A 12,300-nucleotide genomic window follows, 5' to 3' on the forward strand; every position below is an offset into this window, starting at 1 on the left:
AATTATTGCTCCTTGCTCAGCTTTTCTAAAAATTCGGCGGCGCGTTCGATATCCTCCTGAGCCGCCATGACCAGTCGGGGGATATCCACAGGCAGATCCGCCTGCCCAGCACATCTTGCCGAACAGCCGCAAACAATCAGAACCGCTCTATATACATCAGTCGGTTCAAAATTTAACAGTTGCAGATGTGGGAACCTTTTTTGCAACCCGCGGACACTGGCTCCGCGTTGATAGCTGGGATTGCAGCCACCGCAATAGCGTACTGCGATCTTAGTGATTTTCATATTTACCCTGCATGACCGCCCGCGCTTCTTCCCACAGCTCATCGCTGACATCCTGAACAACTATGACTTGCCGGATCTCCGGAATTGCCACCGTTAACTCACCAAAAATCAACTGCTCGATCGTTAAGTATGCTGAAGGACACCCAGCACATTGCCCCAAAAGGCGGATGCGAACCACTCCGTCCTCAATGTCCAGAACATCCAGATCGCCGTTATGTAACTCCAACTGCGGACGCACCTTTTCGTTCAATACTTTCTCTACTTTTTCTCTCATGGCACATATGCTCCTATCTGATTTCCCGTAGAGTAAAATGATAAGACGCGGTCCGTCAGAAAGCTGCCGTACCGCGTCTTTTTATGGGGAGCAATGGCTCCTCAGTTAAGCACGACTCCAGCAAAGGGCCACATTGTTCAAGGAATATATTTTACTTGATACCTGCGATTTCCTTGGCAAGCTGCTTCTTGCCCTGGATGTTGCCCTGGCGGGCGATCATGATGCGCTGGGCCTGGGGAGAGCCCGCGCCATGCATGGACTCGGTGCGGTAGCCTACGGCCGCCGCGCCCAGGCACAGGTTCTCGATAAAGCGCATGATCCGCTGCCGGTCCTCCGTCTTGACGCCCTCACGGCCCACGAAGAACTTGTGGCAGATCTCCCCGATGGTCTCGCCGTTGCGGCCCACCACCGTGTCGGAGTTAAAGTCCGTCTGAGAGGGCATGGTGACCATGAGGCCGCCGGCGATGTCCTCGGCCAGGCGCACGATCTCATAGGGGAAGCGGGTCACGTTCTGCTTGCACACGTTTGCCAGCAGCAGATCGATCTGGTAGTTGCCCGCCTTGGTCTTGAAACCCTGGGCGGAGCAGGCGATGCCGCAGCAGAAGAGGGTCTCGTTCAGGTGGGTCATCTCGATCAGCTTATCCTTCACCGCGCTGGCCTTCTCCACGCCGTTGTACTCGGCAACCAGGGCAGCGGCACCGATCAGGGTGTCGCCTACGCCGACCTTGCAGCCGCCGTAGCTCTGCCGGTGATAGCCGGCGAATCGCTCTACGATCATACCGGCGAACTCATACTCACCGTTGAGGAAGATGTACTCGTTGGGGATGAACACGTGGTCCAGCACCACCAGAGCCTCCTGGCCGCCAAACTTGGCGTTGCCTACGTCGATAGAGGCGTTCTCCTCCATCTTCCGGGTGTCGCAGGACTGACGGCCGTAGATCATGTACATGCCCTCGGCGTCGGTGGGGCAGGCAAAGCTCACAGCCCAATCCTTGTCGGCCTCACCCATAGAGATGGTGGGCATGAAGATGTGCCAGTGAGAGTTGATGGAGCCGGTCTGGTGGCACTTAGCGCCGCAGACCACGATGCCGTCCGGGCGGCGCTCCACCACGTGGACATACATATCGGGATCAGCCTGCTGGCTGGGAGCCTTGGACCGGTCGCCCTTGGGGTCGGTCATGGCGCCGTCCACAGTCAGGTCGTTGTCCTGGACGAACTTCAGGAAGTTGACAAAGTTCTCATGATACTTAGTGTTATACTTCTCGTCGATCTCATAGGTGGTGGAGAAGACGGCGTTGAAAGCGTCCATGCCTACGCAGCGCTGGAAGCAGGAAGCGGTCTTCTGACCCAGCAGACGCTGCATCTTCACCTTGTTCATCAAGTCCTCGGTGGACTGATGCAGATGGGTAAAACGGTTTACTTTTTTACCGGTCAGATTGGAGGTAACAGTCATCAGATCTGCGTATTCGGGATTCTGAGCCAGCTCATAAGTCATGGCCACGCAGTTGATAGAGGGGCGGATCATGGGGTGATCCACCCAGTTTTCAATCTTCTCGCCAAACATGTACACGCGGGTGTTCAATTTCCGTAGGGACTCAATGTACTCCTGTGCAGTCATAAGTGCCATTTCCTTTTTCCTCCTCTTTAAGTTTAATACAGGCTCTGATAAATGCTTTCGACCAGCTCAGTGGTCATGGGGACGAAGCTGTTCTTCAAAAGACGTTGCTGATTCTCCATTACGGATTCCGCAAAAAGGCGGATTTCTTCCGGCTTCACGCCGTATTCGTGCAACGATTTCTTCGGCAGGAGCTGGTTCAGCAGTTCCTCCAGTTTTTCGTAAACATCAGTGGTCTGGCAGTCGAGCAGATTAGCCAGATATTTGTTCATCACGGCAATCTCACCATCGGATTTAATGCTCATATACTTTTTCATGACACCAGTAAAGATGGCGTAATTGCTTTCACCGTGCGCTACATGATACTGTCCGCCTAAGGGGTATGCCATTGCGTGAACAGTACCGCAGCCTGCCGTACCGAATGCAATACCGGCATAGTTGGAAGCGACCAGGAAATCGTCCAACAGCGCAAGTCGTGCGCCGCGGCCATTGGTCACGATCTTCTTGTAACCAGATACGATCATCTCTATAGCCTTGTAGCCGAAGAGTTTGGTGTAGGATGTGGCATTGGGAGACAGGCAGGACTCAACAGCGTGAACCAGTGCATCGATAGAACTTGTGGCAAAAACACCAAAAGGCAAACCGGACAGCAATTCGGGAATCAGAACTGCCTTATCGGCATACATAGCCTCACCTACTAGGCCCATTTTGGTACCCATACGGGTACGGTTGAACACCGCAATATTTGTTACCTCGCTACCGGTACCGCAAGTGGTAGGAATGATCACCAACTCATATTTACGGGTTAGGGCTGGCATCACACTGTACAGGCTGTCCATAGAAGCATCTTCTGTAGCAACTGCCAGAGCCTTGGCGATGTCGATAACCGTACCACCGCCGATAGCAATGATCCGCTTGCAGCCGGTCTTGGCCGCATCCTGCATGATGCTTTCACACATCACATCAGTGGGTTCCCCCATACCATACTCTTCCTGGAAGATGGTATGGACTTTTAGGCCCAAGGGGCCAAAGTAAGGCTCGAAGATAAATTTGTTGGTCAAAACCAAATCTTCAGCACCCAGCGCAAATCCTTCAGCAAATTCCTTGCAGGTCGCATACTTAAAAATCTCGGGTTTCATAATTACCTGGACCATGGAATATCACTCCTATCGTTAAAATCTCATGAGACTTTCGGCTCTCTGTTTTGTTTTAGCTACGGAATACTTCAGTTGGCCATCATTCTACTTTTGCCACAGCAAGTTCCTTGCGATGCAGGTGGATCATCACCGCCGCCACCACCAGAGGCAACAGACCAGACCAGATTGCGTAAGAACTAAACGCCTTCAAAATCAAGTAGACATACACAACCCCAAAATGGTAAAACAGGAGTGTGCATCCAAAGAATTTCATCTTAGGACGGAAAGAAGGGTCCTTATTCAGATATACTTCTGCAAACGAAGAAGAAAATTGGCGGTAATTGTTACTGTTGAAGATCGTAGCACAGTTGAAGCCCTGCGCACCACAAAATATGGACCACTGAAACGCTGTTGCGAACACACAAGGATACAGACGTGTATATACAGGCCAATTTTGTGGAAAGAAATAGACTGCAGCCAACGATACCGCCTCAACAATGATAACCGCATAACGCAGATCGCTCTTGCTGTGTTTGCTCCAATATGCTGAAAGTGCAAATGCCAAAAAGTACAGGAAAGCACTTCCCACACATAGAGCAAACTCCAGCCAATCGCCGTCTATAAGACGCAGTACAATCTTGATCAGATTTGTTGTGTGTGCATTCCCCAGGTTCGTCCATTGAACTACAGAGTACGCTCCCCAAAGGCCTCCCATAAATGCCATGGTCATATGGATATAGGTCGGCATACGATCGAGTCGCTTCATCCCATTCCTCCCTCGTATAATTAGGTTTCATGGAAAAGGCATTTACATTTTACAAATCGCTTACTTCCACAACTCGTCGGGAGTGGGCACGTGATTGTTCGGCATGAAGCGGGCAATGCGGGAAACGTTCATCAGATGCTTATAGTCAAGGTTTTCGGAAATGCTATTGTGCCCCCAAGAGCCGCAGCCTAATGTATTGGTGGGGGCCAGACCGTTGAAATAGCTGCCACCGGCGGAGCTGGCAGAAACCTGATTAATTACGAATCTGGACACACAGAGACTGCTTCCGACATACTCGATATTGGTCTCAGAATCGGAGTGGAAAGAGACGCTGTGACCCTTGCCATCTTTCTCCAGATTCTGGCGGGCAATATCCACGCCTTCCTCCAGCGTGGAATAGCCATAGGCCGCAATCACAGGACACATTTTTTCGCCGCCCAGAGGATCAACGAGACCTGTGCCGACAGGCTGGACCACGATGGCCCTGGTGCCCTTCGGCACACTGAATCCAGCCATTTCAGCAATCGTTTCAGCAGACTGACCGACGGAATTACTGATGGGCTTACCCTTATCATCAAAAATAGCTGCACGCAAGGCATCCCGCTCCTTATCGTCTCTGACGACATAGCAGTTATTTGCTTCACACTCCTTCAGAACAGCATCATAGTCCTTTTTGTGGCAAATGATGGACTGCTCACCAGAGCAGATGATACCGTAGTCATAAGAACGACCGGTGATGATCTTGGGAACAGCCACTTTGTAATCATAGCCCTCGTCAATGATGCACTGGACATTGCCCGCGCCAACGCCCAGGGCGGGACGGCCCGAGCTGTATGCGGCAGTGACCATGCCGGCACCACCGGTGGCAATGACCACATCAGCGGAGGAAATGAGATTTCTGGTATGCTCTCTGGAGTGCTGATCCAGTATCTGAATTAGATGCTCGGGATAACCCAGCTTCCGCAATTCATCATTGATCATCTCAATGGTCTTACCGCTACAGGCCACAGCTCTGTGGTGAGCGGTAATAATGATGGCGTTGCCGCACTTGAGGGCGAACATGGCGTTGCTCATGGGAGTCACGATGGGGTTGGTGCAGGGGGTAATGGCGGCTACGACACCAACAGGCTTTGCAACCCTGGTGATACCAGTTTTTTCATCGGTATCAAGAATGCCACGGGACTTTTTGCCTCTCAGGTTGTTCCAAACAATACCAGCCTTTTGTTTGTTCTTAGCGATCTTATCTTCAACATTGCCCATGCGGGTCTCTTCCACAGCCAGCTTTGCCAGATACTCCGCATTTTCGTAAACGACCTTACCAATGGTTTTTACGGCCAGATCGACCTGCTCCTGGGTCATCTTCTCAAATTCCGCCTGAGCTGCGCGGGCTCTCGCAATATATTCGTTGATATACTGCACGCTCTGTTCGTGTTCGGTCATTCTTTTTTCCTCCATTATTTTTTTGTGGGATCTATCAAACGCTCATGCTACCAGTCTTCTGGAAACGGATATGCCATGAGAGCGCTTCGTTAAGAATGTGGGGAGTATGTGAGGGATTCCCTTCGCAGGCTCGCTCAAAGTAATCCATCAGCGCATCTTTAAAATCGGGATGCGCACAATTCTGAATAATCTTCACAGCGCGCTCCTTGGGACTGAGGCCGCGCAGATCGGCAAATCCCTGCTCCGTCACCAGAACCATGACTTCATGCTCCGTATGGTCCACATGGGAAACCATGGGAACAACAGAAGAAATCTTGCCGCCCTTTGCGGTAGATGGGGCACTGAAAATGGTGATCGCTGCATTGCGAGAGAAGTCGCCGGAGCCGCCGATGCCGTTCATCATGGAGGACCCCATGATATGAGTGGAGTTGACGTTGCCGTAAATATCCATTTCGATGGCGGTGTTCATGGCGATGACACCGAGCCGTCTGGCAACCTCGGGGCTGTTGCTGATCTCCTGGGGACGCAAAAGAATTTTATCCTTGAAGAAGTCCACCTCGCCCAGAAATTTTTCCAGCGCCTCGGGAGAGGGACTGAGTGCCGTAGTTGAGGCGAAATCGACCTTTCCGCTCCGAATGAGGTCCAGCATGGAGTCTTGAACGACCTCGGTATAGCAGGTCAAATGCTCAAAACGGGAGTTTTGCAGACCGGAAAGCACAGCATTCGCCACATTGCCCACACCCGATTGCAGAGGCAACAGGGAGTTGGTCAGTCTGCCGGCGGCCACCTCCTGCTCAAAGAAAGCGATAATATTCTCGGAGATCTTGCGCGAGACATCATCCGGCGGACTGAATGGCCGGGTCTTGTCGGGCAGGTCTGTCACAACGATGGCGGCGATCTTATCAAAACCGCACTTCATGTATGTAGTGCCAACGCGGTCAGATACCTTGCAGATATTGATAGGCGTTCTGTTGGGAGGATTTGGAACCGTGATGATATCTGCCATGCCCTCCAGTTCCAGTGGCTTCCGCGTGTTCAGCTCCACGATAACTTTCTTTGCCTGAAGCAGATAGGTGGGGGTATTGCCGACAGCGGTCGTGGGAATGATGTCGCCGTCTTCGGTGATGGCCAACGCTTCAACAATGGCGATATCCACAGGTTTCAGAGCACCAGAGCTGATAAGCTGGGCACACTGCGAAAGGTGCATATCCGCATACGCGACCTTCCCACCGTTGATATCCTTGCGGAGTGAGGCGTTCGTCTGATAAGGGAAACGCCTGCGGATGATACCTGCCTCCGTCCATGCGCTGTCAATCTCGGGACCAACAGATGCGCCGGTATAGAGATCGACCTTGAACTTATCGCCTTTCTTGGCTCGTTCAGCCAGTGCAAGGGGTACCGCTTTGGGATAGCCAGACGGAGTAAAGCCGCTGACGCCGATGGTCATGCCGTCTTTGACCAACTGAGCCGCAGCATCCGCCGTCATGAGGAGAGAAAACGCCCGCTCGTTGCGAAGTCTTGCTGCTAAAGTACTTTCATTTTTGTTGTTCATTTCTCCACCTGCCTAACTTGCCCAAATTTTCTTTCTGCACAATACACGCAGAAATTTTGTCCTTTTTTTAACGAAAACTTTTAGGCTTATTTGAAAAATAGCACAACTAAACGCAGAATAAAAATAGGAAAAACTGAGACAGTCATAGAAAAAATCAATGCGCTTAATATAAAAAAGCGCGGTTGTGTTGCTTGCTTTTTGTATAAATCTCACATATACTTGTCATCAAAGAAAGCGTGGTTGTTGGATTAGGACTACGTCCGGAAAGGACACTTATGAATCTGAACCATTTACAATATTTTCTAGAAACGTGTAGATATGGCAGTATAACCAAAGCATCCGAAGTGTGCCATATTTCACAGCCGTCGATAACCGCTGCAATCAATAATCTCGAAAAAGAGCTTGGAGCAAAGCTGTTTGATCGTGTGAATAACCGACTACGGCTGACGGTCGTGGGAGAAGGATTCAAGGATCTGACGGAGGAGTTCCTGAAAACCTTCGACGATTACTGCCAAAGTGCGTACGATATTGCCAGCAGCAGATACACAAAAATACGGGTTGGTATTCCGCCGTTCCTCAGCACGATCATCACCAAAAAGCTTTTTCCGGAATTTTCGGTGCAGCATCCAAATATCCGGTTAGAAATCGTAGAGGTCGGATTGATCGACGGGCTTAACAAACTGAACAGCTCTCAGTTAGATTGTCTGATTGGCGTATGCCGTTCCAAGACCTTTACGTGCAATTCGCGTTGCCTTTTTACGACCAAACTGACTCTGGCTGTCAATCGAGGCAGTGAACTTGTACATAGGCACAAAGCGATATCAATTGCTCAGATGGAGAGCATTCCTCTGGTCACGCCCGTTAAGGGTTCCTATCTGTATAGCTTGATCAACGAGATACTTGCGTCGGAAAAGCCGAACATCGTTATGCAGTCCAATCAGCTTACAACGCTCAAATATATGCTCCGTGTGGACTGTGCCGCGGCAATCATCTATGACGGTCTGTTCAATGACAATGAAGATATCGTCCATATCCCGTTTGAAGAGGATATTTTTTTGGAGACCCATGTTTTCTGGCAGGCGGGACGATATGTCTCGTCTTCTCTGAAATCGTTTATGTCTTATATCTCAAAAGTGGATTTCGGTTCCGATACGGGACTCACAGTCATACAACGAGAATGCCACGCATAAATATACATTTTGCAGATGTACTTATGCAAAGGCGAGATATGTCAGAGGCACCGTCTCGCAAGATCAGTGTACAGCGAAATGCGGTATTTTTCTGCAATTATTTGCCCGTTCATTTGTAAATGGTATCAAAAAAAATGATGCCAACGTAAAATTTTCTGAGAATGAAAGTAGAAACTAACGATTGACTTTTTATAGCGTCTCTTGCATACTATAAGTAGCAGTTCGCATAAAAAAGCAAAGTAGAATGATGCAAAGAAGGATAAAAAAGTAATATGGAAATGGTTTTCACAGGAGGCAATCAGTACGTTGCGTCGGCGGAGCTGATGATGACCGTCAACATCGCCGTAGCGTTGCAAAAGCCGTTGCTTATCAAGGGTGAACCTGGCACCGGCAAGACCATGCTGGCCCAGGCCGTGGCGGACGCGCTGGGTAAAAGGCTCATCATTTGGAACGTGAAGTCTACCACCAAGGCCCAGGACGGTCTCTATGTCTACGATGTGGTGCAGCGCTTGTACGACAGTCAATTCGGCGGTCAGGGCGTGGACGATATCGCCAAATATATCAAGCTAGGCAAATTGGGCGAAGCGTTTTCTTCCGACGAGCAGGTGGTCCTGCTCATTGACGAGATCGACAAGGCCGATCTGGAATTCCCCAACGATCTGCTCTGGGAGTTGGACAAAATGGAATTCTACATTCCTGAGACTAAAGAGACCATCAAGGCCAAGCAGCGGCCCATCGTTGTAATCACCTCTAACGCAGAAAAAGAACTGCCCGACGCATTTTTGCGCCGCTGCGTGTTCCACTACATAGAGTTCCCGGATCAGGCTCAGATGGAAGCTATTTTGCGGGTGCACTTCGACAATCTGGAGGAAAAACTAATAAAGCAATCCCTTGCGGCGTTCTATCGGCTTCGCGAGCTGCGGGGTATTGAGAAAAAGCCTTCCACATCCGAACTGGTGGACTGGATCCGGGCATTGGTGGCAGGGGACGTGGACCCGAAGCTCATTGAGGACAATATGCCGTTTGCAGGTGTGCTGCTGAAGAAAGATAAGGATTTGCAAACGCTGCGGAAGCAAAAACGGTAAATCACATGTTTCTTAGTTTTTTTTATTTGTTAAGGCAAAGAGGATTGGATATATCTCCTAATGAGTGGATGACTCTTTTGGATGGAATAGAGAAGGGCTTACATTGTTCCTCTTTAATAGGGTTCTATCAACTTTGTCGTGCGGTTCTTTTGAAAAGTGAGATTGAGTTTGACCGATTTGATCAAGCATTCACGGAGTTTTTCAAGGATGTTCCCTTCAATGGTGAACTGCCCAAGGAATTTTTGAGTTGGTTGAATACTCCTGCTGATGATTTGAGGCGTTCCATTGAAGAACTGCGGGCAGAAGGCGGTTTTACAGATAAACACATGGAAGACCTTCTGCGCGGTCTTGAAAGACGATTGAAGGAACAGGATGATGAACATAACGGAGGCAGACGATGGATTGGAACTCAAGGCTTCACCCCATGGGGTAACAGTGGCTGGAATCCGAATGGTATCCGTATTGGGGGAGAATCCATGCACCGTACCGCAATGAGTGTTGCAGGCGAGCGAAAGTTCAGAGATTTCCGCAGGGACAACAAACTGGATACTCGGCAATTTCAGATGGCTTTTCGAACTTTACGCCAGTTGTCTGTTCAGATTGATAGTTCCGAGCGGGAATTGGACATCGATGCCACGATCCACGACACCTGCGAAAACGGCGGTCTTTTGAAGATGCAGACTCGTCCTCCGCGCAAAAACAATGTCAAGGTTTTACTACTGATGGATTCCGGCGGTTCCATGGAATATTACTCAAATCTTTGTAGCATGTTATTCCAAGCTGCTACCAAGTCTAACTATTTCAAGGAATTGCATACTTATTATTTTCATAACAGTATTGGATCTAATCTCTATACAGAGCCACGTCTTTGGTATGTAGATGCGGTTTCTACCGAATGGATTCTGGAGAATTTTGACAGCAGTTATAAAGTCATAATAGTAAGTGACGCAGCAATGAACCCAAATGAACTCCATGAAAAACAGTTTGTTTGGGGAACAGGAACATATATGCGCTCCAGTTACGAATGGCTATTATTGTTTCGCAAACAGTACCCCTATTTAATTTGGCTGAATCCAGAAACGATTCCTGAGAAGGCAAGCTATTGGACGCAAACGCAGGTTGAACTGGCTGATATTTTTCAGATGTTTCATCTTTCTGCAAATGGGTTGGAAGCAGGGATGAAGTGCCTTCTAGTTAGACAGTAAAATGACGATTTATATATGTGGAGTGGAGCGAATATATGGATTATTACAACTGTTTGCGGAACCAGCTCAACTGTGAGTATGCTTTTTGCAATCAAGGGATTTGTATCAAAAAAATGCAGGAAGGCTACGCACAAGTCGAAAAAACTGTTAAAAAAGAAGACTTGGATATCGACAGAACGCCTAATAACAGTCTCTATTTTCATTTGGCGAATGCAGCCTGTACTGCAGCAGCTGCTTCACATGGATACAATGCAGAGACTGTCAGCTTTAGCTTTACACTTTTGAATAATGCACACGTTGATGATCGACTAACCGCAAATGCGAGAGAGATGTTACAACTGCAGTCCATTCGTGTTTTTGACTTTAAAATTACCGACCAAAAAGGTACTTTGATCTGTAACGGCACTTTTACCATGAATCAAACTTGCGTGGCAATTTGATACATTTAAATTAGTTGGAGGGATTAATGGAATGAGAGATCTTTATGTTGTGAATTGCTGCAGAACCGCGATTGGTTCCTTTGGCGGCGCGCTGAAGAACACCCCTGCCGTCGATCTGGGTGCCATCGTCATCAAAGAGGCTCTGAACCGTGCCGGCGTGAAGCCCGAGCAGGTGGATGAGGTCATGTTTGGCTGCATCCTGACCGCCGCCCAGGGCCAGAACGTGGCCCGCCAGGCCTCCATCAAGGCCGGCATCCCCTATTCCGTCCCCGCTTACACCGTGGGCATGGTCTGCGGCTCCGGCATGAAGTCCATGATCGAGGGCGCCCGCTCCATCCTGGCCGGCGACGCCGACGTGGTTGTCTGCGGCGGCACTGAGAACATGAGCGCCGCTCCCTACGCCGTTCCCACCGGCCGCTACGGCGCCCGGATGGGTCACACCCAGATGATCGACACCATGATCAAGGACGGCCTGTGGGACGCCTACAACAACTATCACATGGGCACCACCGCTGAGAACATCGCGGACATCTGGGGCATCACCCGCAAGGAGATGGACGAGTTCGCCGCCTCCTCCCAGCAGAAGACCGAGGCCGCCCAGAAGGCTGGCAAGTTCGAGGCTGAGATCGTCCCCGTGCCCGTGAAGGTCAAGAAGGACATCGTGGAGTTCAAGGTGGACGAGTTCCCCCGTGCCGGCGTGACCGCCGAGGGCATCTCCAAGCTGAAGGGCGCCTTCCCCGTGGGGCCCGAGTCCCCCAATCCCCAGGTGGTCCACACCTTTGAGCCCACCGGCATCCAGGAGACCGACGACAAGGGTCAGCAGCGCGTGACTGCCGCCAACGCCTCCGGCATCAACGACGGCGCCGCCGCACTGGTGCTGGCCTCCGGTGAGGCTGTGGAGAAGTACGGCCTGAAGCCCATGGCCAAGCTGATCGGCTGGGGCCAAGGCGGCGTGGATCCCAAGATCATGGGCGTCGGCCCCGTGCCCGCCTCCCGTCAGGCCATGACCAAGGCCGGCGTGACCATCGACGATATCGACCTGGTGGAGGCCAACGAGGCGTTCGCCGCCCAGTCCATCGCCGTGGCCCGTGAGCTGGGCTTTGACATGAGCAAGGTCAACGTCAACGGCGGCGCCATCTCCCTGGGCCACCCCGTCGGCGCGTCCGGTGCCCGGATCATCGTGACCCTGCTGCACGAGATGCAGAAGCGGCCCGAGGCCAAGAAGGGCCTGGCTACCCTGTGCATCGGCGGCGGCATGGGAACCGCTGTCGTGCTAGAAAAATGCAGAATGTAATTACAAAAAAGGAGGACAA

Annotated in this window: 12 protein-coding genes; 5 read left to right on the forward strand and 7 right to left on the reverse strand. The window is 50.7% G+C overall.

The window, feature by feature from the left end:
* Window positions 1–2 precede the first annotated feature (2 nt).
* The 7 genes from DN611_RS16480 to DN611_RS09060 all read right to left on the reverse strand — a co-directional run bounded on the left by DN611_RS16480 (window position 3) and on the right by DN611_RS09060 (window position 7,067).
* On the reverse strand, window positions 3–284 hold the full coding sequence (locus DN611_RS16480; protein ID WP_145985086.1) for a hypothetical protein: 282 nt from the start codon (window positions 282–284) through the stop codon (window positions 3–5).
* Entirely contained in the window at window positions 271–558 is a 288-nt protein-coding gene (locus DN611_RS09035; RefSeq protein WP_025543330.1) for a NifU family protein, read from the reverse strand. Before DN611_RS09035 ends, DN611_RS16480 begins: the two co-directional genes overlap by 14 nt.
* 151 nt (window positions 559–709) lie before the next feature.
* Window positions 710–2,185, reverse strand: a complete 1,476-nt coding sequence (locus DN611_RS09040) for a 4-hydroxyphenylacetate 3-hydroxylase family protein (RefSeq protein ID WP_025543328.1) — start codon at window positions 2,183–2,185, stop codon at window positions 710–712.
* A gap of 23 nt (window positions 2,186–2,208) precedes the next feature.
* Window positions 2,209–3,327: a 4-hydroxybutyrate dehydrogenase gene (locus tag DN611_RS09045; RefSeq protein WP_119311126.1), complete on the reverse strand. Its 1,119-nt coding sequence runs from the start codon at window positions 3,325–3,327 to the stop codon at window positions 2,209–2,211.
* A gap of 82 nt (window positions 3,328–3,409) precedes the next feature.
* Complete coding sequence (locus DN611_RS09050) at window positions 3,410–4,075, reverse strand: YoaK family protein (protein WP_025543327.1); 666 nt, start codon at window positions 4,073–4,075, stop codon at window positions 3,410–3,412.
* A 60-nt stretch (window positions 4,076–4,135) separates the two neighbouring features.
* Window positions 4,136–5,515 (reverse strand): aldehyde dehydrogenase family protein, encoded by a 1,380-nt coding sequence (locus DN611_RS09055; protein WP_036626637.1) that lies wholly within the window; start codon window positions 5,513–5,515, stop codon window positions 4,136–4,138.
* 34 nt (window positions 5,516–5,549) lie between these two features.
* Window positions 5,550–7,067, reverse strand: coding sequence for an acetyl-CoA hydrolase/transferase family protein (locus DN611_RS09060; protein WP_025543324.1), 1,518 nt, complete (start codon window positions 7,065–7,067; stop codon window positions 5,550–5,552).
* A gap of 275 nt (window positions 7,068–7,342) precedes the next feature.
* Here DN611_RS09060 and DN611_RS09065 point away from each other — a divergent pair, with 275 nt between their 5' ends.
* The 5 genes from DN611_RS09065 to DN611_RS09085 all read left to right on the forward strand — a co-directional run bounded on the left by DN611_RS09065 (window position 7,343) and on the right by DN611_RS09085 (window position 12,281).
* Entirely contained in the window at window positions 7,343–8,257 is a 915-nt protein-coding gene (locus DN611_RS09065) for a LysR family transcriptional regulator (RefSeq protein ID WP_119311127.1), read from the forward strand.
* A gap of 272 nt (window positions 8,258–8,529) precedes the next feature.
* On the forward strand, window positions 8,530–9,342 hold the full coding sequence (locus tag DN611_RS09070; RefSeq protein ID WP_256264635.1) for an AAA family ATPase: 813 nt from the start codon (window positions 8,530–8,532) through the stop codon (window positions 9,340–9,342).
* Window positions 9,343–9,410: 68 nt separating this feature from the next.
* Complete coding sequence (locus DN611_RS09075) at window positions 9,411–10,547, forward strand: VWA domain-containing protein (RefSeq protein ID WP_329757531.1); 1,137 nt, start codon at window positions 9,411–9,413, stop codon at window positions 10,545–10,547.
* A gap of 35 nt (window positions 10,548–10,582) precedes the next feature.
* On the forward strand, window positions 10,583–10,987 hold the full coding sequence (locus DN611_RS09080) for a hypothetical protein (RefSeq protein ID WP_119311128.1): 405 nt from the start codon (window positions 10,583–10,585) through the stop codon (window positions 10,985–10,987).
* A gap of 31 nt (window positions 10,988–11,018) precedes the next feature.
* Window positions 11,019–12,281 carry an acetyl-CoA C-acetyltransferase gene (locus tag DN611_RS09085; RefSeq protein ID WP_119311129.1) on the forward strand — a complete coding sequence of 421 codons (1,263 nt, stop codon included), beginning with the start codon at window positions 11,019–11,021 and terminating at the stop codon, window positions 12,279–12,281.
* Window positions 12,282–12,300 lie beyond the last annotated feature (19 nt).

It is taken from the genome of Oscillibacter sp. PEA192 (assembly GCF_003574015.1).
GTDB classification, from domain to species: domain Bacteria; phylum Bacillota; class Clostridia; order Oscillospirales; family Oscillospiraceae; genus Oscillibacter; species Oscillibacter welbionis.